27 protein-coding genes are annotated in these 26,494 nt (G+C 54.9%); 17 read left to right on the forward strand and 10 right to left on the reverse strand.

From position 1 onward, the window contains the following. Positions 1-23: 23 nt before the first annotated feature. The gene (locus CCASEI_RS01860) at positions 24-476 is read left to right on the forward strand and encodes a GatB/YqeY domain-containing protein (RefSeq protein ID WP_006821556.1); all 453 of its coding nucleotides are present in this window, start codon (positions 24-26) and stop codon (positions 474-476) included. Between the two features lie 117 nt (positions 477-593). Here CCASEI_RS01860 and CCASEI_RS01865 read toward each other — a convergent pair whose 3' ends face one another. Then, on the reverse strand, positions 594-3,032 hold the full coding sequence (locus CCASEI_RS01865) for a transglycosylase domain-containing protein (protein ID WP_081748452.1): 2,439 nt from the start codon (positions 3,030-3,032) through the stop codon (positions 594-596). Positions 3,033-3,190: 158 nt separating this feature from the next. On the opposite strand from CCASEI_RS01865, the gene CCASEI_RS14655 reads away from it, so the two are divergent. From CCASEI_RS14655 to CCASEI_RS01880, 4 genes are all read left to right on the forward strand, one after another. Further along, positions 3,191-3,517, forward strand: coding sequence for a WhiB family transcriptional regulator (locus tag CCASEI_RS14655; protein ID WP_035094188.1), 327 nt, complete (start codon positions 3,191-3,193; stop codon positions 3,515-3,517). A 237-nt stretch (positions 3,518-3,754) separates the two neighbouring features. After that, a complete protein-coding gene (locus CCASEI_RS14970) occupies positions 3,755-3,910 on the forward strand; it encodes a DUF4177 domain-containing protein (RefSeq protein WP_006821553.1) in 156 nt (51 codons plus the stop codon). 3 nt (positions 3,911-3,913) lie between these two features. After that, positions 3,914-4,372, forward strand: coding sequence for a RidA family protein (locus CCASEI_RS01875; RefSeq protein ID WP_006821552.1), 459 nt, complete (start codon positions 3,914-3,916; stop codon positions 4,370-4,372). A gap of 18 nt (positions 4,373-4,390) precedes the next feature. Continuing rightward, a complete protein-coding gene (locus CCASEI_RS01880; protein ID WP_006821551.1) occupies positions 4,391-5,218 on the forward strand; it encodes an MBL fold metallo-hydrolase in 828 nt (275 codons plus the stop codon). Positions 5,219-5,399: 181 nt separating this feature from the next. Here CCASEI_RS01880 and glxR read toward each other — a convergent pair whose 3' ends face one another. Next, positions 5,400-6,083, reverse strand: coding sequence for a CRP-like cAMP-activated global transcriptional regulator GlxR (glxR, locus tag CCASEI_RS01885; RefSeq protein WP_006821550.1), 684 nt, complete (start codon positions 6,081-6,083; stop codon positions 5,400-5,402). A 317-nt stretch (positions 6,084-6,400) separates the two neighbouring features. Here glxR and nth point away from each other — a divergent pair, with 317 nt between their 5' ends. The 4 genes from nth (at position 6,401) to CCASEI_RS01905 (ending at position 9,743) form a co-directional block, all read left to right on the forward strand. Further along, on the forward strand, positions 6,401-7,042 hold the full coding sequence (gene nth / locus CCASEI_RS01890; RefSeq protein WP_006821549.1) for an endonuclease III: 642 nt from the start codon (positions 6,401-6,403) through the stop codon (positions 7,040-7,042). A 75-nt stretch (positions 7,043-7,117) separates the two neighbouring features. After that, complete coding sequence (locus tag CCASEI_RS01895; RefSeq protein WP_006821548.1) at positions 7,118-7,765, forward strand: TlpA family protein disulfide reductase; 648 nt, start codon at positions 7,118-7,120, stop codon at positions 7,763-7,765. A gap of 18 nt (positions 7,766-7,783) precedes the next feature. Beyond that, complete coding sequence (locus CCASEI_RS01900) at positions 7,784-8,506, forward strand: NUDIX hydrolase (RefSeq protein ID WP_006821547.1); 723 nt, start codon at positions 7,784-7,786, stop codon at positions 8,504-8,506. Between the two features lie 43 nt (positions 8,507-8,549). Further along, positions 8,550-9,743 (forward strand): MarP family serine protease, encoded by a 1,194-nt coding sequence (locus CCASEI_RS01905; RefSeq protein ID WP_006821546.1) that lies wholly within the window; start codon positions 8,550-8,552, stop codon positions 9,741-9,743. A gap of 150 nt (positions 9,744-9,893) precedes the next feature. Here the strand turns inward: CCASEI_RS01905 and CCASEI_RS01910 are convergent, their stop codons facing one another. From CCASEI_RS01910 to CCASEI_RS01940, 7 genes are all read right to left on the reverse strand, one after another. Then, entirely contained in the window at positions 9,894-11,600 is a 1,707-nt protein-coding gene (locus tag CCASEI_RS01910; RefSeq protein WP_025386982.1) for a dipeptide ABC transporter ATP-binding protein, read from the reverse strand. Positions 11,601-11,602: 2 nt separating this feature from the next. Further along, the gene (locus tag CCASEI_RS01915; RefSeq protein ID WP_006821544.1) at positions 11,603-12,601 is read right to left on the reverse strand and encodes an ABC transporter permease; all 999 of its coding nucleotides are present in this window, start codon (positions 12,599-12,601) and stop codon (positions 11,603-11,605) included. Beyond that, positions 12,594-13,520, reverse strand: a complete 927-nt coding sequence (locus CCASEI_RS01920; protein ID WP_006821543.1) for an ABC transporter permease — start codon at positions 13,518-13,520, stop codon at positions 12,594-12,596. The genes CCASEI_RS01915 and CCASEI_RS01920 overlap by 8 nt, the downstream gene beginning before the upstream one ends. 554 nt (positions 13,521-14,074) lie before the next feature. Next, on the reverse strand, positions 14,075-15,691 hold the full coding sequence (locus CCASEI_RS01925; RefSeq protein WP_025386983.1) for a peptide ABC transporter substrate-binding protein: 1,617 nt from the start codon (positions 15,689-15,691) through the stop codon (positions 14,075-14,077). 205 nt (positions 15,692-15,896) lie between these two features. Continuing rightward, on the reverse strand, positions 15,897-16,802 hold the full coding sequence (locus CCASEI_RS01930; protein ID WP_025386984.1) for an alpha/beta fold hydrolase: 906 nt from the start codon (positions 16,800-16,802) through the stop codon (positions 15,897-15,899). A 195-nt stretch (positions 16,803-16,997) separates the two neighbouring features. Next, positions 16,998-17,504, reverse strand: coding sequence for a phage holin family protein (locus CCASEI_RS01935; RefSeq protein ID WP_006821540.1), 507 nt, complete (start codon positions 17,502-17,504; stop codon positions 16,998-17,000). Between the two features lie 251 nt (positions 17,505-17,755). Beyond that, positions 17,756-18,631, reverse strand: coding sequence for an HAD family hydrolase (locus CCASEI_RS01940; RefSeq protein WP_006821539.1), 876 nt, complete (start codon positions 18,629-18,631; stop codon positions 17,756-17,758). A gap of 282 nt (positions 18,632-18,913) precedes the next feature. On the opposite strand from CCASEI_RS01940, the gene ssd reads away from it, so the two are divergent. The 7 genes from ssd to CCASEI_RS01975 all read left to right on the forward strand — a co-directional run bounded on the left by ssd (position 18,914) and on the right by CCASEI_RS01975 (position 23,651). Then, positions 18,914-19,957, forward strand: coding sequence for a septum site-determining protein Ssd (ssd, locus tag CCASEI_RS01945; protein WP_025386985.1), 1,044 nt, complete (start codon positions 18,914-18,916; stop codon positions 19,955-19,957). A 5-nt stretch (positions 19,958-19,962) separates the two neighbouring features. Next, entirely contained in the window at positions 19,963-21,252 is a 1,290-nt protein-coding gene (locus tag CCASEI_RS01950; RefSeq protein WP_025386986.1) for a TadA family conjugal transfer-associated ATPase, read from the forward strand. Next, positions 21,249-22,043: a type II secretion system F family protein gene (locus tag CCASEI_RS01955; RefSeq protein ID WP_025386987.1), complete on the forward strand. Its 795-nt coding sequence runs from the start codon at positions 21,249-21,251 to the stop codon at positions 22,041-22,043. The genes CCASEI_RS01950 and CCASEI_RS01955 overlap by 4 nt, the downstream gene beginning before the upstream one ends. Before the next feature lie 36 nt (positions 22,044-22,079). Beyond that, entirely contained in the window at positions 22,080-22,709 is a 630-nt protein-coding gene (locus tag CCASEI_RS01960; protein ID WP_006821535.1) for a type II secretion system F family protein, read from the forward strand. An 86-nt stretch (positions 22,710-22,795) separates the two neighbouring features. Then, positions 22,796-22,975 (forward strand): DUF4244 domain-containing protein, encoded by a 180-nt coding sequence (locus CCASEI_RS01965; RefSeq protein WP_035094186.1) that lies wholly within the window; start codon positions 22,796-22,798, stop codon positions 22,973-22,975. A 38-nt stretch (positions 22,976-23,013) separates the two neighbouring features. Continuing rightward, positions 23,014-23,328 carry a hypothetical protein gene (locus CCASEI_RS01970; RefSeq protein WP_025386988.1) on the forward strand — a complete coding sequence of 105 codons (315 nt, stop codon included), beginning with the start codon at positions 23,014-23,016 and terminating at the stop codon, positions 23,326-23,328. Further along, a complete protein-coding gene (locus CCASEI_RS01975; protein ID WP_006821532.1) occupies positions 23,328-23,651 on the forward strand; it encodes an Rv3654c family TadE-like protein in 324 nt (107 codons plus the stop codon). Before CCASEI_RS01970 ends, CCASEI_RS01975 begins: the two co-directional genes overlap by 1 nt. Here CCASEI_RS01975 and CCASEI_RS01980 read toward each other — a convergent pair. Further along, positions 23,648-25,990, reverse strand: coding sequence for a DEAD/DEAH box helicase (locus CCASEI_RS01980; RefSeq protein ID WP_025386989.1), 2,343 nt, complete (start codon positions 25,988-25,990; stop codon positions 23,648-23,650). The two genes, CCASEI_RS01975 and CCASEI_RS01980, sit on opposite strands and share 4 nt — an antisense overlap. A 253-nt stretch (positions 25,991-26,243) precedes the next feature. On the opposite strand from CCASEI_RS01980, the gene CCASEI_RS01985 reads away from it, so the two are divergent. Then, complete coding sequence (locus CCASEI_RS01985) at positions 26,244-26,447, forward strand: cold-shock protein (protein WP_006821530.1); 204 nt, start codon at positions 26,244-26,246, stop codon at positions 26,445-26,447. Positions 26,448-26,494: the final 47 nt, after the last annotated feature.

Raw genomic sequence — 26,494 nt, forward strand, 5'->3', positions numbered from 1 at the left:
CTACAGGGGTAAATTAGGAAACTATGAGTCAGTTAAAAGAAACCATCCGTGCAGACCTCAAGACCTCCATGAAGGCTAAAGAAAAAGAGCGCACCGGTGCTATCCGTGCGCTTCTTGCCGCTATCCAGGCAGAAGAAACCACCGGTGCTCGTCATGAAATCACCGATGAAGACGTGTTGAAAGTTATCGCGCGTGAAATCAAGAAGCGCCGTGAGTCCGCGCAGATGTACTCGGATAATGGCCGTCCTGAGTTGGCCGAGGCAGAGCTGTCTGAGGTGCCTTACTTTGAGGCATACCAGCCGGCACAGCTTGATGATGCCGAGGTGGACAAGCTTGTCGATGACGCGATTGCCGAAGTTGGTGCTGATTCCATGGCGCAGATGGGCCAGGTTATGAAGATTGCCTCCGAGAAGGCTGCCGGCGCAGTTGATGGCAAGCGCCTGTCTGATGCAGTGAAAGGCAAGCTCAGCTCCTAAGCCTATTAATTAGGACATCTAATAGCCTTAGGAGTCAGTGGCCGAGGCAAAAAGAGGCAGACACCAGAGATTCTGGGTCTGCCTCTTTTGCTGCTAGATGAGCCTATCTACAACGCTTTAGTTAAAGCCGAATGTCCGGCGTAACTCATTGGTGAAGTTGTCGATATCATCCTGCGAAATCAGCGGTGGCGGATTACTGTTGCCGCCGTTTCCTCCGCCATTGCCGCGGCTATTGCTACCAGAATCATCGTCATCATCATCCGAGTCACTTCCGTCGCCCGAATTATTGGAGGCTGGCGCGGCATAGCCTGAACCGTCGGAAACCTGCAGAGTAATCTCCGCGCCGTCGGAGAGCCCATCGGTGCCAGTCAGTGCACGAACCACGGTGCCAGAACGCTGAGTATCTGGAACGGAAATGACGCGAACCTTGTAGCCCTCATCCTCCAGGATGCGGCGGGCATCGCCTTCGCTGCGGCCACGCAGAGAATCCATCAACTCAGAAGACTTGCCGTCATCATAAGCACGGTCATAATCCGGAATGGTTCCTTCGGTCGCGGTCTGCAGCTGCGTTGCCATGCCGAAAAAGGAGCGTGCTGGCTCAGTACCGCCGAAGAGTGAACCATCACCACACTGGCGAACCGGGCTGGTACACAGTGGGGTCGTGGTGGTGCCGTCGTTGTAAATGTACGGTGCGGCCGACAGACCAGAGTTGAAGCCCAAGAATGCTGCAGACTGGTTGGACTCGGTGGTACCGGTCTTCGCGGCAATCTCACCATTCCAGCCCATCTGGTTTGCAGCGGCTGCTGCAGTGCCGTGACCAGCATCCGCCGTCATGGCATTGGTCAAAGCATCCGCAGCGTCACTATCCATGACCTGCTCACATGGAGTGGACTCCACATAAACCTCATGGCCATTGCGGTCGGTAATGCCGGTGACTGGATTCGGTTCACACCAGGTGCCGTGCGATGCCAATGTTGCACCAACATTGGATAGCTCCAGTGGGTTTACCGCTGTTGGCCCCAGGGTGAAAGAACCCATTGGGGCTGCCTTAGCGAACTCCGCCAGGGAGTATTCATCGTTATAAGTGCCCTCATCGTCATAAGTACGCAGGCCCAGCTTGACCGCCATATCGACGGTAGCCTCGATGCCTACCTGTTCTTCCAACTGGATGAAGGTGGTGTTTGGTGAGTGTGCCAGCGCATCCTCAAAAGTCATGCGCGCCTGGTAGGTACCAGCATTTTCAACGCAGTAGCGGTTCGCAGGACAGTTCTCTGCGCCGCCGTGGCCCAGGCCCTCAGCGTCATAACGGGTAGGAACATCCAGCATGTTCTTAATGCCGTAGCCCGCTTCCACAGCGGCAGCAGCGGTAAAGACCTTAAAGATGGAGCCCGCGCCGTTACCCACCATGGAATATGGCTGCGGTAGCAAAGTTTCATTCTGATCCAGGTTCAAACCGTAAGTACGGGAAGAAACCATTGCCAGAACATCGCGGCTGGTCTCAGATGGACGAATCACGTTCACTACCGATGCAACACCAGCAGCATCGAAGGAAGTCTGCGCATTAATGGATTCTTTTGCGCGGTCCTGAATAACAGGATTCAGCGTGGTGTTGATGGTGTAGCCACCGCGTGCAAGCTCGTCTGTGCTCACGCCGCGCTCCTCGAGGTACTCCAGCACGTAGTCACAGAAGAATCCGCGGTCACCAGCGCCAATGCAACCATTCGGCAGAGTCGATGGAGATTCCAAGACGCCCAAAGAATCCGCATTAGCTTCATCAGCCTCGGCCTGGGAGATGTAACCGTTAGACACCATGGACTGCAGCACGGTTGCGCGACGCTTCAGAACTTCTTCCGTATTGGTGTACGGATTCAAGTATTCAGAAGACTGAACCATGCCGGCCAGCATTGCTGATTGTGGCAAAGTTAGCTCATTAGCATTGACGCCAAAGTAGGTGCGAGCTGCTGCTTCAATGCCATAGGCGTGGTTGCCAAAGGGGACAAGGTTGAGGTAATTCGCAAGAATCTCATCCTTTTCCAGAGTGCGGTCAATCTCCGCAGCCATGCGAATCTCACGCAGCTTACGGGTAATGGACTGCTCTGTTGCAGCCTGGCGCTCTTCATCCGATTCAGCATCTACTAGCAAGAGATAGTTCTTCACGTACTGCTGATTCAGCGTAGAAGCACCCTGGGAAACACCGCCGGCCAGCAGGTTAGTGGCCAAGGCACGGAAGTTACCCTGGAAGTCAACGCCTTCGTGCTCATAGAAGCGGTGGTCCTCAATCGAGACAATCGCATCCTTCATCGTCTGCGAAATCTGATCTGGCTCCACCGGGTGACGTCGCTGGTTAAACAGGTAGGCCATGTTGCCGCCATTGCTATCCCGGATGGTTGTTACACCCGGGGTGTTTCCCGCTTCCAGCTCTTCAATGTCTGATTCCATGGCATCAGTTGTTTTGGCGATTGCAACGCCAGAGAGACTAGCCAATGGGGCTAGTGCTACGGCGATGAGCAGGCCAATGATGATCGTTGCCAAAGAGATTCTTCCTAGAGCTTTCACTCCCAATACCCTACAAGGTCTATGCCCGGGAAGAAATACCAAACTCCCCCCTAAAGTGTGACCTGTTAGACAGCTTGCGAATGCTGTGAATACACTTACGGCCAACGCGTGAATACGCTGTGGATAGAGAATGTGTGGCTAAGCGGAAGGAGCGCCAGATGACCGTGAGCTTGAAACCGTCGAGTCAGGCTGGGACCTGCAATGTAACCCCGGAACGCGGGGAGTGGGTGACACAAGCTAAGTGTCGAAATGGCGACCCTGATGCACTTTTTGTGCGTGGTGCAGAGCAGCGTAAAGCTGCCGTAATTTGTCGTCATTGTCCGGTACTCAATGAATGTCGGGCTGATGCCTTGGATAACCGAGTTGAATTCGGAGTCTGGGGTGGACTGACTGAGCGCCAGCGCCGCGCACTTCTGCGTAAGAATCCACACATCACCAGCTGGGCCGACTATTTGGCCGAAGGTGGCGAGCTCGAAGGAATCTAATTCCTTCTCGCTCAACTGTCATCCACTTTCAATTTTACTACTAATTCCGTCGTGTAACTACGAAGCTGCCTTGCATCAGCAAATGGCTAACAAGAGCAGTTCGGGCTGATTGTTTAGCTTGTTTCCTGGCGGAATTTGTCATGCTTGGGCTGCTGCGTGGGTGATTTATCGAGGCAATATCCCCCGAGATCCACCTGACCAGCGCGCCCTTATGGACTTTTGTTTAAGATGGGTCGCATGAAGAAATGGGAATACGCAACCGCACCTGTCCTTACTCACGCCACCAAGCAGATTCTTGACTCTTGGGGCGAAGACGGCTGGGAGCTGGTCAGCATCACACCAGGTATGAACCCTGAAAACGTTGTTGCTTACTTCAAGCGAGAGGTGGAATAAAACATGTCAATCAAGGCTCGTCTCGAAGAACTTGGATACACCCTGCCGGCAGTGGCTAAGCCACTAGCTTCCTACGTTCCAGCAACTGTTGTTGGAAACCAGGTCTGGACCTCCGGCCAGCTTCCACTGGTTGAGGGCACATTGCCTGCAACAGGCAAGGTCGGCGCAGAAGTAACTTCCGAAAAGGCACAAGAACTAGCGCGTACCTGCATCCTCAACGGTCTCGCAGCCATTGACGCTGAGGTTGGACTGGACAACATCACCCGCGTCATCAAGGTTGTCGGCTTTGTGTCATCCGCTCCTGATTTCACTGGCCAGCCAGCTGTCATCAATGGCGCATCCGATTTCATCGGTGAAGTATTCGGTGAGGCCGGTGCTCACGCTCGTTCCGCAGTCGGCGTTGCCGTGCTGCCGAATAATGCACCAGTTGAAGTAGAACTCATCGTGGAATTCGCAAAGTAATAGGCTAGGCTGACATTTATGGAGCATCCTGCATACAGTCAACTGCGTCCCGTTACGCAGCACGCCGGTGTTGTGTTGTGTGATAACCCCAGCTACACAGCACTTGAAGGTACTAACACGTGGGTCATCAAAGGCGATGAAGATGGTGCCGCGATTGTTGTTGACCCGGGGCCAGATGATGAAGGTCATCTCAACGTAGTCACCGCAAAATCAGGCGGCGAAGTTGCGCTGATCTTGCTTACCCACCGTCATGATGACCACGCTGCAGGTGCACACCGTTTACGTCAGCTCACCGGTGCGCCAATTCGTGCATTCGACCCAAGCTACTGCAGCAAGGATGCGGAGCCGTTGGTTGATGGGGAGATCATTTCTCTCGACGGCATCAGCCCCACTCTCGAGGTCGCACACACTCCTGGTCATACCAGTGACTCCGTCAGTTTCCTCATCTGGGCTAGTCAGCCTCAAGAATCAGAGCTAGAAGGCATTGTCAGCGGTGACACCATCGCTGGACGCCACACCACGTTGCTCTCTGAAACTGATGGTGACCTTGAGGCTTACCTGAAGTCTTTGGACATGCTGGAAGAACGCGGCAAGAACGTGCCTTTGCTCCCCGGCCACGGACCGGATTTGCCGGACGTATCTGAAGTGGCACGCAAGTATATTGACCGCCGTCACCTGCGTCTGGATCAGATTCGGAAACTGTGGGCTGAGCACGGCAAAGACATTGAACTCAAAGTCATGATTGATGAGATGTATGACGATGTAGATCCAGTTCTACGCCACGCTGCTGAGCAGTCCACCCGCACTGCGCTGAAGTACTTGGAAGCACACCCGGATCAAGCCTAAAGGGCTTTCGCTCGAAACTTTTTTAAAGACCTAGTGAGTAATCAGTAGGTCTTTTCCTATTGGATTCCTTTTAGATGCTGGTGTGTGAAAACGACGCCCGCCATAGAGAAAGCGAATGCTCAACTCTACGGCGGGCGTATCTATGCAGTTTTAAATGCTATAGATTTTCTAGCAGGTATAACTAGCGGGCACGCTTTGCCAGGTGCTCGGTATCAACGATGACAACGGACTTGCCTTCCAAGCGAATCCAGCCACGGTGTGCGAACGTAGCCAAAGCCTTGTTCACGGTCTCACGGGAAGCACCGACCAGCTGGGCAATTTCTTCCTGAGTCAGGTCGTGGTTCACGCGCAGTGAGCCACCTTCCTGGACACCGAAGCGGTTTGCCAACTGCAGCAAGGTCTTTGCCACACGGCCAGGAACGTCAGTGAAGATGAGGTCCGCGAGGGACGCGTTGGTGCGACGCAGGCGGCGAGCCAGAACGCGAAGCAGCTGCTGCGCAATAGCAGGGTGGTCAGAGACCCACTGCTTGAGCATCTCCGAGTTCATGGTGGCTGCCTGAACCTCAGTCACGCACACTGCGGAGGAGGTACGTGGGCCTGGGTCGAAGATGGACAACTCACCGAACATGTCTGATGGACCCATGATGGTCAACAGGTTCTCACGTCCGTCAGCAGCGTGGCGTGCCAGCTTAATTTTGCCGGCGGTGATGATGTACAGGCGGTCGCCTGGCTCACCTTCTTCAAAGATGGTGGTGCCGCGTGGGAAACGAACAGTCTCCATCTGCTCAATCAAATTATTGACAGCTACCGGGTCGACACCCTGGAAAATGCCAGCGCGCGATAAAATTTCCTGTACGCCTTCCACGTGCGTCTCCTTTACTTTTAACGCCTAAAAATCTATAACACTCCACATCTTACAGTGGAATTAGTCACTATTGTGCAATTCCCCCCAATCAATCACGAAACTCCCGTTGAGGGAATCGTTGGGGTGGTTAGTGGAATGCCTAGCTATCAAGCACCTGTGTTTCGAGTTTCTCCATTAGGATGGCAAACAGCGCTAACCCGACGGGGACGAGTACTACTAAAACGATCATGTCCTAGAGTCTAACTAACGAGGAATCGATTAAGTTCCCAAACCTCAAGAATTCTCAAGAATACTTCATCGCGGCAAGGAGATTAGCCATGGGTATCGCTGAACGCGCGCAGCACATCAACGAAGTCTTAGCCGATGAATACCCTGATGCCCACTGCGAATTGAACTTCACCAACGCTCTAGAGCTCACCGTGGCCACGCTGCTCTCAGCACAAACCACTGATGTGCGGGTCAATCAAGTAACTCCAGAACTCTTTGCCGCTTATCCCACCGTGATGGATTATGCCACGGCGAATGAGCAAGACATCCAAGAAATCATCCGCACCTTAGGGCTCGCTCCATCCAAAGCCAAGCGCCTAGTGGGCGTGGGGCAAAAGCTCGTTGGGGATTTCAATGGGGAAGTGCCAACCAGCATTGAAGACCTCAGTTCTTTGCCCGGCGTTGGTCGAAAAACTGCGCTGGTAGTGCGCGGCAATGCTTTTGGCTTGCCGGGGCTGGCTGTAGATACCCACGTGAAACGGGTATCTTCCCGCCTTGGTCTGGCGCACGGAACCACTGAGCTCAAGATTGAAAAGGAACTGTGCGCGCTGCTTCCCGAAAAAGAGTGGACCATGTTCTCACATCGGCTGATTTTTCATGGCCGTCGCTGCTGCACTGCGAAGAAGCCGGCTTGTGGTGCGTGCCCCGTGCGCAAGGATTGTCCATTTCCTGCTGGAATGGTTGAAAGTTAAACTGATAAAGAACAAAAATTCCCCCAGTGGTTTATTGCCCAGATATTTAATACCTGTCTGATTAAGGGTTTCGTGGTGAAAAAGAGCGTTGTCCTGTCCGTGGTGGTCGCAATTGTGCTGACCATCGGCGTCATCTTCGCCGCCATGTCCATTCTCAACTCTGATTCCGGCTCAACTCCTGAAGACGTTAACGCCGAGGGCACGGTAGCCGAGGAGACAGCAGCTACAGAGGCTTCTGGTCAGGCCGAGGTGGGCGAGGAGACACGGTCAAGCAACTCTGCACCCGACAACATGCCGCAACGACCTGACTGCCCTGCTGAACCTGTAGCGGGGGTAGAACTACCGTGTCTCGGCGGCGATATGGGTGATGCGAAAGCTACCGACGAAGGCATTTCGATAGTCAACATCTGGGCCTGGTGGTGCGAACCTTGCCGCGAAGAACTTCCCTACCTGGAGCAAGTAGCCGAATCCCATCCCGAATGGAACGTCGTGGGCGTGCACGCCGACCGCAATGCGGGCAATGGCGCAGCTTTCCTCAACGACCTTGGCGTGGACCTGCCCAGCTACCAAGATGACTCCAACCTTTTCGCCGGAACACTCGCACTGCCTGGGGTTATCCCCATTACCCTGTTGGTGGTCGACGGGGAAGTGCAAGAGCGATTTATTAGGCCGTTTACCTCGGCCGAAGAGATAGAGACTTCTGTCACTGAAGCCTTGGGCTAAATAGCTAGGATGGGGAGCATGGCAGATAAGTTCCCCGATGCTGACTCGCCCGGCACTAATACTGAATTGCGTCCTGATTATGCGCCCGAATGGCTCCGTCCTGCACTCGATGTCACCGGTGAAGACGTTGTTGATGTCATTGGTGAGCGCACCCGAGTAGATGTTTTGTCTTCCCCTCGTTCCGCTGCCGTCTTGATGTTGCTGGGTGGAACCAGCAAGGAGGACGCCACAGTACTGTTGACCCACCGTTCCCCGCACCTGCGCTCACATTCTGGCCAAATTGCCTTTCCCGGCGGCAAAATTGACCCACCCGATGTCAACGTCGTGGATGCCGCGTTGCGCGAGGCATGGGAAGAAACCGGTCTTGACCGCACCACCGTTAACCCGTTAGCGCACTGGGGTGAAACCTTTGTGCCCGTGCGCGGCAACCGTATTAATGCGGTCTTGGCGCACTGGAGCACGCCTTCGCCGGTGGGCGTTGTGAACCAGGAAGAAGCCGATGACGTGTTTGTACTTCCGGTGTCCGAACTGCTGGATCCAGAAAACCGGCTGATGCTGGCGTGGGACAAGTGGACTTCTCCCAGCTTTCGCATCAATGACTACATCATCTGGGGATTTACCGCCGCAGCGCTGACAACATTGTTTAATAAAACCGGCTGGGAACGTGAATGGGACCAGGATAAACACTTTGATTTGCATGAGACCATCGCGGCCTCACGTAATAATGAACGTCGGGTCTAGTAAAGTCCCTTAGGTTAAGCATTCAACGCTAAAGGGAGAAGTTGTGGACCCATCGTGGATAGTTGACGGACTCATCATCGTGTCCGTCATAGCAGCGATGGGAATTGGCTGGCGCCAAGGCGGGTTCGCATCACTTTTGGCAGTCATCGGTATTGTTGCTGGTCTGGTTGTTGGCCTTGGCGTGGCACCCGTGGTGCTGAACGTGACGGACCAGGTTGCTATTCGCTTCTTGTTGGCGATTGGCATGCTGATTTTGTTAGTTGGCCTGGGCCAACTCATGGGCTCTGCACTAGGCCATGCCATACGTGACCGGATGAAAACCAAGTCCGCGCAACGCGTGGACTCCACCTTCGGCGCGATATTGATGTCCGTCTTCACCATCATTCTCATCTGGGTAATCGCTACTCCACTGGCCACCGGCTTATCTAACTCCGTGGGCAAGGGCTTGCGTGATTCCGCTATTTTGCGTGAAGTGCACGGTGTAATGCCGGCTGAGTTCGCGCAATTGCCGCGCAGCATTTCTGCGATGCTCAATGAATCTGGTTTGCCGCCAGTCATGATGCCGTGGGAAGAAGGCGCATCTGTTGAGGTTGATGAGCCAAACATTGAAGTCGCTGATCAAGAGATGGTACGTGCTGTGCGCCCATCCGTTGTCCACGTTATTGCTGATGCCGATGGCTGCCGCCGCCGCATGATGGGCTCCGGCTTTGTCACTGCTGACAACTACGTGGTGACCAACGCTCACGTTGTGGCCGGTACCCAAACCGCGTACGTGGACACCGTGCTGGGCATTAAAGAAGCACGCGTGGTCTACTACAACCCGGAAACTGACATTGCCGTGCTGAAGTCAGAGGACCTCGGCCTGGCACCACTGGAATGGGCTGATGGCCAATCCAACACCGGTGATGATGCTGTTGTGATGGGCTTTCCAAACTCCGGTCCCTTTACCGCCAACCCCGCGCGTGTACGCGAACGCGTCACCATTGCCGGACCAGATATCTATTCCAACAACCGCGTGGAACGCGAGTCCTACATCCTGCGTGGCAGTGTTGTTCAAGGCAACTCCGGCGGTCCTTTGATTTCTCCCGACGGCAAGGTTCTTGGCCTCATCTTTGGTGCCTCCGTGGACGACACCGACACCGGCTACGCCATCACCGCCCAAGAAGTCCAAAACCACATAGGTGATGTCACCCAACTGCAGAACTCCGTTGACACCCAAGAGTGCGTCGCACAATAACGATTTAACGCACGGGGAGCGGCAAAGCGTTAACCAGTAACTAAAGCAAAAGGACTCGCATTCGTAGGTTGTTGGAATTTCTTCCAACTCACTACAAGCGCGAGTCCCTTTTTGGGGCCTTTTGTTGGCCTTGCCTGGTGCCGGTGGCGGTTAGTTCTCGTTCAAGTCGAGGTTCCCGCCGATACCAATTTCAATGTGCATACCTGGCACAGAGTTGATGAGGTTCTTTGTGTAATCCTGGGTTGGATTGTCAAAGATTTCATCGGTCGTGCCCTGCTCAACCACAGCACCCTTTTGCATAACCACAACATCATCCGCGGTCTGGCGAACCACAGCCAAGTCGTGGGTAATGAACAGATAAGACAGGTTCAGGTCGCGCTGCAGTTCAGCCATTAGCTGAATGATCTGGTTCTGAACCAGAACGTCCAGTGCAGACACGGCCTCATCCAAGACAATGACCTCAGGGTTCAGTGCTAGAGCGCGGGCAATAGCAATACGCTGACGCTGACCACCGGAGAGCTCATCAGGGTAGCGGCGCATAGCCGAACGCGGCATAGCCACCATGTCTAGGAGCTCAGCCACGCGGTTCTCGCGGGCCTTGCGGTCCCCAATCTTGTGCAGACGCAGTGGCTCCTCGATGCACTTAAAGATGGAGTACATCGGGTCCAAAGAACCATAAGGGTTCTGGAAGACGACCTGCATCTTGCGGCGAAGGTCAAACAGCTGCTTGCTGTTGAGGGTGGAGACATCCGTTCCCTCATAAGAAATGGTGCCTGAGGTTGGCTCCAGCAAGTTCAATACCATGTTTGCCACGGTGGACTTACCGGAACCGGACTCCCCCACCAGCGCCAAGGTGGAACCGCGGCGCAAGTCGAAGGAGACATTATCCACGGCCTTGAAGTGCTTCTTATCGCCACGGGAACCACGGATATCGAATTCCTTGGTCAGGTTACGAACAGAGATAACCGCTTCTTCGGAACGCTCTTCGGAAGCACCCGCAATCAGTTCAGAAGACTCAATACCTGCTTCGCGTGCTGCACGAATACGTGAAGACGCCAGGGAAGGAGCAGCCGTGACCAAACGCTTGGTGTACGGGTGCTGCGGTGCCTTAAGAATCTGACGCGATGGGCCGGATTCCACGATACGACCACGGTGCATAACAATGAGGTGCTCTGCGCGCTCTGCTGCCAGACCCAAGTCGTGGGTAATAAACAGTACGGCGTTGCCGAGCTCCTTGGTCAGCGTTTCCAGGTGATCCAGAATCTGCTTCTGAACCGTCACGTCCAACGCGGAGGTTGGCTCATCGGCAATCAGCAGCTTCGGACGTGCTGCCAAGCCGATACCGATGAGAGCACGCTGGCGCATACCGCCGGAGAACTCATGTGGGTACTGCTTCGCGCGCCGCTCGGCATCGGGAAGCCCTGCTTCCTCCAGTACCTGCGCAACGCGCTCTTTGCGCTTGGATCCCTCAACCACATTGTTGGCCTTGAGGGATTCCTCGACCTGGGTGCCAATGCGCCACACCGGGTTGAGGTTGGACATTGGATCCTGCGGAACCAAGCCAATGTGAGAGCCGCGAAGCTTCTCATAATCCTTGTTATCGAAGCCAGTAATATCTTCGCCTTCGAAGATGATCTGGCCTTCAGTAACCTTGCCGTTGCCGGGAAGCAGACCAAGAATAGACATTGCGGTGGTGGACTTACCGGAGCCGGACTCACCCACGATTGCAACAGACTGGCCTGGGTAGATGGTCATGTTGACGCCGCGGACTGCTTCGACGATACCGGTGGAGGAAGCGAAGGCGATCTTGACGCCCTTCATCTCCAGCAATGGCTGTTCAGCGTTATGTTCAGTCATGATTATCGCTTCCTTGCCTTTGGATCGAGCGCGTCACGGACAACGTCACCCATCATGATAAAGCTCAATACGGTCAGTGCTAGGGCACCTGCTGGGTAGAACAGAACCATTGGTTCCTGGCGCAGTGATGCCTGTGCCTGAGAAATATCTCCACCCCACGAAACAATGGTTGGCGGAAGACCAATACCAAGGAACGACAGCGTTGCCTCAGCCACGATGAACGTACCAAGTGCCACCGTTGCGTAGGAGATGATTGGGGCTGCAGCGTTAGGCAGGGCGTGGCTGAACAGAATGCGCCACTTCGATGCACCAACAGAACGTGCTGCCTGAACGAATTCCTCGTTTTTAATGGACATCACGGCACCACGCGTAATACGGGCAATGTTAACCCAGCCGAAGAGACCGAGAACCAGAACCACGGTGAGGATGGTGCGGTATTCCTTGAACATCTGCATAACCACGATTGCTGCAAGAACCAGTGGAATTGCGAAGAAGATATCAGTAATACGGGACAAGATGGTGTCAGCCCAGCCGCCAAAGAAGCCAGCGATGGAGCCAACCAGGGCGCCAACAACGGTGACCAAAGCAGTGGTGAGAACACCCACGAGAACGGATGCACGTGCACCGTAGATAACGCGGGAGTAGATGTCACAGCCCTGGCGGTCAAAGCCGAAGATGTGTCCTTCCTCAGAAGGATTCAGTGAGTTGGCCAGCGTACAAGCGCGTGGATCGACAGAAGTAAACAGTGATGGGAACAGCGCCAGCAAAAGGGCAACCAAAATCATGAAGGAAGCAACCCAGAAGAGCGGACGCTTGCGCAGGTAGCGCCAAGCCTCAGCCCACTGCGAGGATGGTGCGGACTCGTCCTTAACGGCGTCCACTGCACCCAAACCGGTTTCATCAGTTTCGGCGATGTAGTGGTCCTGGCCGCGACGGCCCTGGGAAACCAAGATTTCTTCGCCGAGATCCTGGGGGTCTGTATTGCGATCGATATTAGGCATAGCGAATCCTTGGGTCGAGTACCGCGTAGAGAAGGTCAACCAGCAGGTTGGCCACAATGTAGATAACTACGAGGACGGTGGTAAAGGACACGATGGTGGTTGGCTCACCGCGCAGAATTGCTTGGTAGAGCGTGCCACCGACACCGTTGATACCGAAGATGCCCTCAGTAACAATGGCGCCAGTCATCAGGGAGCCGAGGTCGGCGCCGATGAAGGTAGCAACGGGAATCAGCGAGTTACGCAGCACGTGGCGGTTCATCACCTGGCCGCCTGACAAGCCCTTTGCGCGTGCAGTACGTACGTAGTCCGCGCGCATGTTCTCACTGACGGACTGTCGCGTCAGACGGATGATGTATGCACAGGAGAGCGCGCCCAGCACGATTGCTGGCATGAGCAGTGATTGGAATGATTCATCTCTACCGACTGTCACCGGTAGCAAGTCCCAGCGAATACCGACGATGTATTGGAAGACGAAGCCGGTAACGAAGGAAGGAACTGCAATAACCAGCAGGGAGACAACCAGAACGGTGGAGTCGAAGAAGCCACCGCGGCGGATGCCGGAGAATACGCCGAAGGCGATACCGAAGATGGTCTCGAAGACAATAGCCATGAAGGCCAGCTTCAGAGTTACTGGGAAGACATTCTGCATTACCTCTGTAACCGGCACGCCGGAGAAGGTGGTGCCAAAGTCCAGGGTCAAAATGCCCTTGACATACAGCAGGTACTGAATAATGAATGGCTTGTCCAGGTTATATTCAGCCTCAATGCGTGCACGCGCGGCTTCGGTCAAGCCGCGGTCACCGCCCAGTGCCTCTACCGGATCACCAGGCATGAGGAAGACAAGCGCGTAGATGAGCAGGGTCGCTCCGAAGAACACCGGAATCATCTGGAGCACTCGTCGCCCAATGTAGCGCAACATAAATGTGTCCTTTACAAAATTGTGGGTCCAACTACCGATTCCGCAACGTATCTAAGTCACCAAGTCGAGTCGTTGTGACTTATCTTAAATCCCTCGCCCTGCTACTGATAATCGGCACAGCCCCATTTGAAAGCCTATTCACCCAACGTAAATAAACTGTTGAGTGTTACGTCCTATAGTGTGGTATACGAAAATTAATAAGCTGGGCTAATCCAAGAAACCATAAAAATCTATCCCATAAAATGGGAAACCGCTCGCTGGCTGCGGTCTTTCACGGTTACCCCAAATAGTGGGCAATCTTGGCGTCCCCGATTTGAAACAAGTGTGAATAACTGTTGCAGACATTGGCAGCTGTTGTGAAGAATCCTAGCCCGCAAGCCAGGATCGCACTAGGGGGAAGTACTAAAAAGATGATGGAGACGGGCGTATAGGCCCGCTGGATTCAGCCTTGGAGGGGTGGCATGACTAAGCCCTCGCCATCCAACAGGTGCGTGGAGCGAGGGCCTAGCTTAAGAACTTACGTCATCAGTTAGGTCCAAGGACCCGGGGAGAAATTAGTTCTTGGTGATATCGGTGAAGATTGGAACGGAGTCCCAGCCGAAGACCACGTTGTCAACGTTCTCAGAGTAGCCAGCGGTCACGTTGGAGTACCACAGTGGGATAGCTGGAAGGTCTTCGAACAGGATGGTCTGAGCTTCCTTGAAGCGCTCTGCTGCTTCCTCAGGGGAGTCAGCTGCGTCAGCCTCGCGGATCTTCGCGTCGAAGTCTGGGTTGGAGTAGTCACCATCGTTGGAACCAGCGCCGGTGCCGTACATTGCGGCCAGGAAGTTACCCATACCTGGGTAGTCAGCCTGCCAGCCGGTACGGAATGCGGTTTCGATGGTGCGGTTGGTGACCTCATCACGCAGGGACTTGAAGTCTGGGTAAGGAGCGCCGATTGCTTCGATTTCCAGGGTGTTCTTGATGGAGTTTGCAGCTGCATCAACCCATGCCTGGTGGCCGCCGTCAGAGTCGTACGCAATTGCGAACTCTGGAGAGGACCACTCGTTCATTTCATCAGCCTGTGCCCAGAGTTCCTTAGCCTTTTCTGGGTCGTATTCAAGAACCTCGTTGCCTGGTACGTCCTCAGAGAAGCCAGCTACAACTGGAGAGGTGAAGTCAGAAGCAGGGGTGCGGGTGTTCTGGAAGATGGTCTCAGTGATCTCTTCACGGTTGATGGCGTGGGACAGTGCCTGGCGGCGCAGAACGCCTTCCTCGCCACCGAAGTGCTCTAGGTTCTCACCAATGGTGAAGGATTGGAAGACAGCGGAAGGCTGGTTGACTGCACGGTCGCCCAGGTCAGACTCGTAGACAGAGAACGCGGAGTCTGGAATCTTGTCCAGAACGTCCAGGTTGCCGGAAAGCAGGTCAGCATAAGCTGCATCCTGGGATGGGTAGAAGATGATGTCTAGGCCATCGTTTTGTGCAGCGTTGTCGCCAGCATAGTCAGGGTTTGGTACCAGCAATGCGTTGGAATTGTGGTTCCACTCTTCGAGCATGTATGGGCCGTTGCCCACTGGGTTCTCGCCGAAGGCGTCCATGTCTTCGAAAGCAACCTCTGGAAGTGGGGAGAACGCGGAGTAGCCCAAGCGCTGAGGGAAGTCAGCGGTTGGGTTGTTCATGGTTACCTTGAAGGTCTTGTCATCAATAACCTCAAGACCCTCAAGCTCTTCCACGCCTTCTTCTGCATAGCCCTTGATTGGCTCGAAGAAGTAAGCACCGAGCTGTGCGTTAGCAACAGCGTAGTTCCATGCATCAACGAAGGAGTTCGCGGTGACGTCAGTGCCGTCGGTGAACTTCCAGTCCTTCAGGGTGATGGTGAATTCGGTGTTATCGTCGTTTGGTTCGATGGACTCTGCAACTTCGTTGTAGGTCTCACCCTCAGCGTCGTAGCCAACTAGGCCGGAGAAGATCGAGTCAACGATCTTGCCGCCGCCAGTTTCGTTGGTGTTGGCAGGAACCAGCGGGTTCTGGGGCTCGGTGCCGATAGTCAGGATGTAGTTGTCACCGCCGGACGATGCACCGCCGTCGGATGCAGCGGAATCATCGGAAGATGAGGAGTCGGAGCAGGCCACGAGGGCGAGCGAGGTTGAGGCTGCAGCAAGCAGCGCGATCGTCTTCTTGATCGTCATGAGGGTGGACCTCCACGTTGAGATGAAAAAACCTATAGCCGAACCTGTGATTGGGCTTGGAGTAAATCTACCTTGTGAAAGACGGCACAGACAAGATTAACTAATCTGCACTGGTTAAGGCGGTTGAGTCCCACTCAGTGAAACTTGGAGCTACCTGCAAAGACTGCGAATTATTTTGCTAAGAATGTATTTTATCTCACCCCAGTTAAGGGGTGAGACGTATCCAACTAGAAATGGCCTCAATGAACCCAGAAGAGTTCTCAATGTGGGGCATGTTCTTGGCTTTTTCTATTGTCTGCTCGGTAAATGCAGAGGCTACCCGTGCCTTTGCCCGGCGAATAACGGGCAACCACAGACGCTGTCCTGAGTACAAAAACAGCACCGGTGATTCGACCCGTCTCTCCATCCAGCGAAGAGGAACGCTTGAAGTTAGAAGCCGGTGGTTGTGGATAGTTCCGCGTTGAACGTTGCCAATCTGCGCCGCGGATTGACGCAGACGGAGATTCTCTTCAAAGCGCAGCACGTCGTTTTTCCGGAACTTTGATGAGGTGTTGTTGCTTAGCTCGGCTTTGTAGAATCGCTGCGGAACTTTACGCACAGGCAGGCGGCACCAAATGGAGCTGATCAACAAATACAGGAAATCCCAGGGGCGGGCGGCCATGCTGCGGCGGAAATCAACGGGGTAGGCCCCGGAAATACTCACGACTCCGGCAACGCGCTCCGGTTTATCAATAGCCACTGACCAGGCCAGCGAAGCGCCGGTGTCATTGCCCACCACAATGGCTTTGTCATAGCCGAGCGCCTGGATGACGCCGGAGATATCCCCGGTGAGAGTGCGGATGTCTTGCCCTAGTCCTGCTGGTGGTTTATCCGACATGCCAAATCCACGCAGGTCTACAGCGGCCACTCGAAAGCCCTTCTGAGCAAGTGGTGCAATGACATCGCGGTATTCGAACCAGCCACCAAAAGTGCCGTGAATAAGAACAATCAGTGGATTACCATTTTCGCCCGCGGTCACCACGTGCAGGCGAATGCCGTGGGTATGGACAAACTCATGTTCAAAATCGCCTTTGAGTTCAACCACGGACGGGGAGAGGGGCTTAGACGGCAAGTTAAGTCCTTAAATGTTTAATGCTGCTGGGGTTACGTTGATTCTTCAATGCTGACGCTAGCTAAATGGTGGTGTTAGTGGGAATGCGTGGGCAAAAGAATCCGGCATCGGTGGTTCATACAAAAATCCGCCCGCGGCAGGAAGTCGTGCAACGGGCGGATAGGTGAAGGTGGGGAGGAAAGGAAAAGGAAACCTTTAGGTGTAAAGACCCTTGTTGCGCTTTTCCACAGCATTGGTTGCCTTACCTGGAACCAAGTGCTTGAGCTCACCGACAGATTCAATCGTCTTCTCGGGTTTCTTAACCTTCTTGACTTGGCTAAAGCCGATTGCTGCCAAGACGCCGGCGATGACGATCATGAGAAGGAAGACAATCAGGTAAGCAGCCCAGCGGTCGAACCACAGGTGGGTGAGTAGCTCCGCGAGGAAGAAGAAAAAGAAGAAAGAGCTGTACAGCGCGATAACACCGGCAACGCCGAACAGGCCGGCACCAATGCCGCCCTTCTTGGCGGATGCAGCTAGCTCAGTCTTTGCCAGCTCAATCTCGGAGCGAACCAAGGTGGAAATCTGCTCGGTTGCGTTAGAAACTAGCGTTCCGATAGAAGTCTCACCCGGCTTGCTGGTGTCAACATCCGATAGCGGAATGGAGTTGACCTTTGGGCCGAAGCTCTCGGCACCATCGGTGTAGAGTCCGTCTTTGCTCACGGTAGAATACCTTCCTCAAAAGGGTGCGCAGTGTCGTTTCATTAATCTTTAATAACCACAGTAGATCAAAAACCTCCCTGTGACATACGTGCCCATCCTAATAGATTTAGATGTAGATGATCCGTTTGGCGTAGCGATTGCCTAAAACAGTGCTCATGAATACCCCTAAATAGCGGCCGAACACGTGCCAGCTACCTGGCAATTAGCCAATTTTGGCTAGGTGAAGCCCGCCTATTATCGTCCGGGAATTACTATCCGGCTAGCGGCGTGTGAGCCCAGGACAAGAAGTCTGGGGTCTTATGGGCTTTGCGTGGCTCCAGCGGTGGACGCTGAAACAACCAGATGCCGGCTACCACCAAAGCCGCAACGCCAGCTACAACGGAAGCGCCAATGCCTACTTCCTTCGCACCAGGCATAGTAAATAGAGGAACAGGATCGCGGAATGTGCGGATATCCCAACCGTTTTCCAGCGCGGCCTTCTTCATGGCGCGGTCAGGATTCACGGCAACAGGGTTGCCCACCAATTCCAACATTGGAATATCGGTAGCAGAATCCGAGTAGGCAAAGCTTTCAGCCAAGTTAATGTTCTCAGTCTGTCCAATCTTCGCCACGGCATCAGCTTTGGCATGGCCTTTGAGGTAGTGGACAATACCGCCGGTAAAGCGGCCATCCACGGTTTCAAGTTCAGTAGCCACAACGTGCTCCACGCCGAGTTCTTCAGCGATAAGACGAACGAGTGTTGCTTCAGAAGCGGAGATAATCACAACTTCATGGCCAGCGGCCTGGTGGAACTTAATGAGCTCACGGGCCTCATGGTAAATCGCCGGAGTAACCACGGTATGCATGGTTTCACGCGCGATGTTTTCTACTTCTTCCACAGACCAGCCAGTAACCATCGCCGCCAATTGGTCGCGCGTGGCATCCATCTGTTCCGAAGTCTGGCCCGCCATCATGTAGCTGGCCTTAGCCAAAGTCATCTGCAATGCATCGGCAGGAGTAATAAGCCCGTTGTTCATGAATTCTTTGCCAAATGCAAAGGCAGATGAGGTGGCAATGATCGTCTTGTCCAGATCGAAGAATGCCGCGATACGGCCGTTCTTCGCTGGTAGATGATCATGTGTGCTCATATGCTGCTTCCGTAAATCCATGTCAATCGCTCACTCCAGGATATCGCCTTAATGAAAGTGACGGAGTGTAACGATTGGGTAAATTGTTAACTTCTGTGACTATTGTGGCACTGCTGTGGCTCAATGTCTATAGGGAGAATCGTAGAGTTTCCTTCCTGTGTTACTGACTTATCCACAGATTTTTAATGACACGTCAACGTTCGGGGTGAAAATCGGGTAGTTATCCACAGGCAACTCAATTGGCACTAGTGCGGGCTTGTGCCCAACGGTCATAGTTGAGCCATGACGCACCACACCGATTTTATCCTCATAGCCTGCACAGACCCAGTAGTCTCCCCAGAGGCAGCGCACGCCGCGGCCGCTACCCGGCGCGAAGTCATCCACGCAACCGATCCGCGCGATTTGAGCCGCTACGCACCAGACGCATCGGCAGTGATTGTGGACTCTTCTACCGCCGCGCATGTAGCTGCCACAGGTCGAAGATCACGTATTTACTATGTGGCGCCGGAACCCGGGCCGATTGATTATGAGGCCGCGCTTCGATCCCGCGCCGAGCAGGCTTTCATTTTGCCAGCAGAATCCACGCAGTTGCTACAAGCTTTGGCGGCAGATTCCACCCAGCAGACCAGCAATGCAGCACTTCGCATCACGGTGGTTGGGGCCAGCGGGGGAGTTGGGGCATCAACACTTGCCGCAGCAATAGCCCGAACGGTGTGTACGGAGCAAGCTTCCGCTTTGCTTGTCGATGCCATCCCGATCTCCGGCGGCCTTGACCTTCTCATGGGACTGGAGTCAGCACCTGGTGCACGCTGGCCGGATGTCTCTTTAGGAACAGGCGCTATTGATGCCGTGGACTTGGCAGGTGCGTTGCCCAGTACCCAGGATGGCGTCACCGTGTTGTCATCGGCGCGGACCAGAGTGGATACGCCGTTTCGGTTAGAAAACGAAGCGGTAGAGCGCATGATTGCAGCAGCTGCCGGGGGCTTCGATGTTCTAGTTGTTGATGCACCTCCCGCCGCTATCCCACACGCATCCGATCTAGTGGTCGTGGTGTGCGCTGCGGAAGTACGGTCTTCCGCGGCAACCACAGAGATTTGTGCAGAACTTAAAGCACGTGGCACCAAATTTGTTGTCGCACTGCGGCACCGCGGATGGTCCGGACTGAGCTCACGCGAAATTGAACGCATAACGCACGGCGAGGTTGCAGTAGAGATTCCACACTTGAAGAATCTCACCAAAGCCACAGAAGTGGCAGGGATGCCTGCGTCATTACCGAAGAAACTCGCGGCGATAGCGTCTGAGCTTCTGTATGCGGCGGGGTGGTGAATGACATGGAAAACACCCAAGCATTCGTCTCTTCTTTGCAGGCAGCGCTGGCCGAAGAGCCAACCTTGGCGCACAATCCTGCGGCGCTAGCACGGCGAATTCGGGAAGAAGCCGGTGTCATCAGTGATGTTGAGGTGCTAGAAATCTTGCGACAGCTCCGCAATGACACCTCTGGCCTGGGCCTGCTGGAACAAGTCCTGGCGCGCCCCGGTATTACAGACGTGGTGGTCAACGGTCCGAACGATGTCTTTGTGGACCAGGGCAACGGGTTGCAGCGCGTAGCTATCTCATTTAAATCCGACGCGGAGGTGCGCAGACTAGCCACCAGGTTGGCCATTAGCTGTGGTCAGCGCTTAGATGATGCCCAGCCTTTCGCAGATGGCCGCATTAATCGTGATGACGGAACAAGCCTGCGCATCCATGCTTTGCTCGCTCCGCCCAGTGAATCCGGAACCTGTTTGAGCATTCGTGTGCTGCGCCAATCCAACACCACGCTTAATGATCTAGTGGACAACCAGACAGTAACCAGTGAAAGTGCGGAGCTTCTGCGCGCGATGATTGCTGCCCGAACATCTTTCCTTGTTATTGGTGGTACAGGCTCGGGCAAGACCACACTGCTGTCGGCGTTGCTATCGGAAGTTCCTGATTCTGAACGTCTCGTTGTTATTGAGGACACCGCGGAGCTGCGTCCGAATCATCCACATTCAGTCACATTGGTCTCGCGCCGGGCGAATGCTGAGGGTACCGGGGAGATCACCATGGCGCAGCTGCTGCGTCAGTCACTGCGTATGCGCCCCGACCGAATCGTGGTGGGTGAGATTCGAGGCGCCGAAGTCGTGGACCTGCTGGCCGCTTTAAATACTGGTCACGATGGCGGTGCCGGAACCCTGCACGCCAATTCTTTGAATGAAGTCCCGGCGCGCATGGAGGCACTTGCTGCGCTGGGCGGGCTTGACCGAACTGGCCTGCATTCCCAGCTCGCCGCAGCCGTCGATGTTGTACTCACTATGTCACGTGAGCCGGAAGGCCGACGGCTTCGTGAAATCGGCATTCTCACTGGCAACCCCGTCACCACTGAAGTTATCTGGTCTGCCGAATCGGGCGAACATCCCGGCTACCAGGAATTCACCAAACGCATCATGCCACGAACTGAAGTTGCAGGAGCTTCTGAATCTTCAGAACCTTCAGAACCTTCAGAAGCTCCCGCTTCGAGGACTTCGGATATTGAGGGGCTGCATATCCCGGCTGGCTTCGAAGGCTCCTTCAATAACTTTCCACTCGGGGAGGACTCATGAACCCAGCATCCTATGCACTGATTTTGCTTGCTCTGAGCACGCTGTTGCCAGAGGCAAAGAATTCCGGGCGGGTAGAAAATGACAAGAAATCTGCCAAAGGCATGCCTGCCTGGATGATTCTGGCGGCGGTATTTCTTGCAGTATTTCTTTTCATGGTCATCGGCCGGTTGACGGTGATTCTTACCGCCGTCATCGTTGCCGGCACCGTCGCGCACAGCCTGACGCAAGCGCACAAGAAGAAAGCCAGCTTGCATGCTGAAGATTCCATTGCCCGTTTACTCGGAAGCATGACGGCTGACTTGCGCGCCGGGTCATCGTTCCCGGCGGCGTTGAAACGTGGTGCGGATGATTTATCCACCAGTTTAACTGCATCGATCGAGCTTACAGCGGCTATTGCCACCGCGGCTGTCATTACACATCGCGGCGGCAGCGTATCCACTGTGCTTTCCGCCTCCCATCCGCAGCTCAAGACACTGGGATCCCTGTGCACGCTGAGCGAAAAGCACGGAATCCCATTGTCTGATGTCTTCGAGCAAGCCCACAACCAGATTGAAGCTAGAAAACGCCACCGTGCTGCCACCAAAGCAAGCCTTCAAGGACCGCAGGCAACCGCCATTGTCCTCACGCTCTTGCCACTGGCAGGAATTTTGATGGGAACCATCATGGGCGCCAAGCCCGCCGGGTTCCTACTCGGTGGCGGACTTGGGGGACTGCTCCTCGTTATCGGTGTCGCCCTGGCATGTGCCGGATTTAGCTGGTCACGCATTCTCATCGCCAACGCCGCTAGCTAAGAAAACTAAGAGAAAAGAAAAGTAAAAGGAAACGACATGAATTACAGCATCATTGCACTCATCCTCATCGCAGCAACCTGCTGGATGCCCAGCGCTACAAGTAATACGGCATCACGTGTGGACCGAATACTAAGCCCCAAGACCCCGCGCGCCGGGCCAGAGGAAACACCTGCGAAGCAAGGCAAACTGCAACTGCTGCTCAGCAAGGTCTCGCCACAGAATTCACCTTCTGTCGATCCTTTGGTCATCGCCGACGACATTGAGCTCTTCGTCGCTTGCGTGCGCGCCGGGTTATCGGTTCAACAAGCCACCAGTGCAGTGTCCATCGTGGCCGATGAACCCACCGCAACCTACTGGAAGCAGGTGAACTCATTGCTCGCGCTCGGCGTCGAACCCGAAAGAGCGTGGGTGCACATGCGGCAGCTTCCCGGATTACAAGAACTGGCACGGCTCGTAACCATGTCTGAGCATTCTGGTGCAGCCATTGCTTCTGGTTGTCAACGGCTGGTGGAAACCCTGCGGTCGGACGCCACCAGCAATGCCATTGCGAAAGCAGAGCGAGCAGGAGTGTTTATCTCCCTGCCACTGGCAATGTGCTTCTTACCCGCATTCATCGTGCTCGGCTTGGTGCCCGTGGTCATCAGTCTTGGCGCACAACTTCTCTAACCACATCGAAACAAACACCGAAACACACACCGAAAAGGAAAATCATGAACTCTTACAACAACCCAGCAACCAAAGCCCTCGCAATCATGACCAAGAAAGCGGCATCACTCAACAATGATTCAGGTATGTCGACAGTTGAATACGCGATGGGATCTTTAGCTGCCGCAGCCCTAGCCGCTGTCCTTTACATGGTCATCAATGGTGGCGCCGTGGTTGATGCCATTGAGGGAATCATTACTGACGCACTGTCTAATACACCAGGCTAAAGCCCTTTTAGAAACCCACTAAGAAACGAGAATGAATCGTGAAGAAGCTGGTACTTAATGACCGGGGCTCGGTCACCATTGAAGCGGCGCTGTCTTTGTCGGTGCTCATCATTGTGGCTGCGGCAATCGTGGGAGCGATGGCGACCATGGCGGCATATATCTCAGCCGTTGATATTGCCGGGGCTGCGGCGCGGGCTCACGCCATCGGCGTTGAATACCAGCCTCCTCGCTCGGATATATCCGTCAGCGTCGGCGAATCAGCAGGACTGGTTATAGTAACCGCGAGTGTTCCAGGAGTTATCGGCACCATGAGCGCTGATGCCGCATTCCCGGCGGAAGTTGGTGGGCAGTAATGCGCAGAAAGATTCTCGATGATTCCGGATATGCCACCATCGCCTCATCCGGCATTGTGATTGCCGTCGTGGTGTTGCTTGCAGCAGTCGCCATATTTATTACACGCGTGATTGCCTTTCACGAAGCCCAAGTAGCTGCCGACATGGCTGCTATCTCCGGTGCTTATGTATTAGTTAGTGGCGAAGACGGGTGCGCTGAAGCAGGGCGGATTGCGCTAGCCAACGGCGGAAGTCTTGACCAGTGCAGTATTAGCGGAAGCGACATTCAAGTCGCCATCACCGTGCGGAATCAAACCGCACACGCGAAAGCGGGACCCATCTAGCCAGATGTAAGAGAAACCAGCGCGCCGAGAAGCTTCAGCGCACCTGCCTTGTCCAGTGGCTGGTTGCCGTTGCCGCACTTAGGCGATTGCACGCAGGAGGGGCAGCCGGATTCACAAGGGCAGGAGCGCACGGCTTCGAAGGTGGCTTCAATCCACTCGGGGAAACGCTTGAAACCTTCCTCGGCGAAACCGGCGCCGCCTGAGTGACCGTCGTAGACAAAGACGGTCGGCATCTGTGTGTCCTGGTGCAAAGCGGTGGACACACCGCCGATATCCCAGCGGTCACACGTTGCAATCAACGGCAACAAACCAATGGCGGAATGCTCAGCAGCATGCAGCGCGCCGGGAATATCGGCAGCACGAATACCCATGGCTTCTAATGCCAGCGGATCAACCGTGTATGCCACCGCGCGGGTGCGCAGGCGCTGCTCCGGGAGGTCAAGGGGGAAGAGGTCGGAGGTGGTGCCATCGGCAAGCTTGCGGAAATATCCCACAACCTGGTCGGTTACCTCAACATCAACCAATGCGGCCCACACGCCACCGCCGTAATCAACCAGCTCATCCTCATTCGCGGCACTCATAATCGCAATATCCGTGGTGGCATTGGGTTGCGTTGAATACTCCGGCTCACCCGGGGTGGCAAAGGCAATGCCTTCCTCTATATCTAGATCATCAATGACAAAACTCTCGCCCTGATGCAGATACACCGCGCCCGGATGAACCTGGGACGAGGCGCGGGCACCATCAACCGTGCCCAGCAAGCGCCCATCGCTGGTGTCCATGATGAGAACGTCATTGCCCGCACCGCCGCGCAGGCTCACCTGCGAGTGCGCGGTCTCCGGACGAAGCTCGCCGTCGAGCTGCGGAACGGCAAACCAGCCTTGTGGGCGGCGGCGAATCAATCCTTCTTGCGCGAGCGCCTGAATGACCTGCTCAGCGTGGTAAAAGCGCACCTCGGCATCCGTGAGGGGCTGCTCGATGCACGCGCAATACATGTGGCCGTAAAGAATATAAGGATTCTCCGGATTGAATACGCTCGCCTCAACTGGACGTCCTAGCAGCGCATCGGGGTTATGAACCAGGTAGGTATCCATCGGCTCATCGCGCGCGACCAACACCACCAGGGAGCCTTGACCACGGCGGCCGGCACGCCCGGCCTGCTGCCAAAAGCTGGCCACAGTACCTGGGAAACCAGCGGTGACTACGGCGTCGAGCCCACCAACATCAATGCCCAGTTCCAGCGCGGATGTGGTGGCAACGCCGAGCAGCTCACCGTTATCCAGCGCTTTTTCCAGCTTGCGGCGGTCCTCAGCGAGGTATCCCGCACGGTAGGACGCAATGCGTTGCGCGAAATCGGGGCGAGCCAGGCCACCGGAAAGCTCAGCCTGGCAGCGCAAAGCCACCTGCTCCGCCGAGCGGCGTGAGCGCACAAAGGTCATCGTTCGTGCGCCCTCGGCAACAATCGCCGCCATCATCTCTGCAGCTTCTGTGGTTGCTGCACGCCGAACCGGCGCGCCATTATCGCCTTCAGCGCCCTCAATAAATCCCGGTTCCCACAGCGCAATGGTGCGCTCACCCGTGGGGGCGCCGTCTTCGGTGACTTCCTTGATGCCAACGCGGCTGGTCAGGCGTTTCATATGGTCGGCCGGATCATTCATGGTCGCCGATGCCCCGATGATGGTGGGGTGCGCACCATAACGTGCGCACAGCCGCAACAGTCGCCGCAGCACCAGCGCGACGTGTGCGCCGAAAACCCCGCGGTAGGAGTGGCATTCATCAATCACAATGAACTGCAGCTGCCGCAGGAACCTTGTCCACCGCTCATGCGCGGCAAGGATGGACATGTGCACCATGTCTGGGTTGGAAAACACAAAACGCGCATGGTCACGAATCCCGGCACGAGCCTCCGACGGGGTATCGCCGTCATACGGGGAGGGGATAATAGAGCTTAGCTTGTCGATGCCTTTGGTCAACTCCATAATCGCTAACAGCTGGTCTGACCCCAAAGCCTTGGTCGGGGTTAAATACAGTGCGCATGCCGTGTCATCTTCGGCCAGGCGGGTAAGGATGGGCAGTTGGTAGCCCAAGGACTTGCCTGATGAAGTGCCAGTGGCAACCACCACGTCAATGCCGGCGAAGGCTGCGTCCGCGACCTCGCGCTGATGAGAATAGAGCTGTGTGATCTCGCGCTGTTGAAACTTCTCCACCAATTCCGGCAGCGCCCACTGCGGCCAATCGGCATAGCGGGCTTCCTTCGCCGGTTGGGTGACGGAATGAGTCAAAGAGGAGGTAGAAAACCGTGGGGAAAGAGAAGAAAGTAGTTCCTCGCCGAAATACAAAATCTACCCCCTAAATAGGTGGACTATAAAAAGAAATCCTTTAAAGACTACCGCCATAAGGAGCAAACGTGTCACACTGACTGTGGTCGCAGTTTCTTGGCGCAAGATTTAACACCACTTTGGTGCTCGCAAAAAGAGTTATGGCAAGATTTTATCGCGTGCACCCGGGGGACCGGGAGTTCGAAAAAGTTTGTTTGACCCGGCGTTGATAATTCTTCAACGACGACTCCCCCTATTTTTAAGGAAAAATATCATGGCACAGGGAACCGTAAAATGGTTTAACGCTGAAAAGGGCTTCGGCTTCATCGCTCCAGAGGATGGCTCCGCAGACGTTTTCGTTCACTACTCCGAGATCAAGGGCAACGGCTTCCGTACCCTCGAAGAGAACCAGAAGGTTTCCTTCGAAATCGGTGAGGGCGCTAAGGGCCCACAGGCAACCAACGTTAACGCTGTCTAAGCTTTAACTAACTGCCTTTATCCTCCACATCCACTGCGGATGTGATG

This window comes from Corynebacterium casei LMG S-19264, from assembly GCF_000550785.1.
Lineage (GTDB): Bacteria > Actinomycetota > Actinomycetes > Mycobacteriales > Mycobacteriaceae > Corynebacterium > Corynebacterium casei.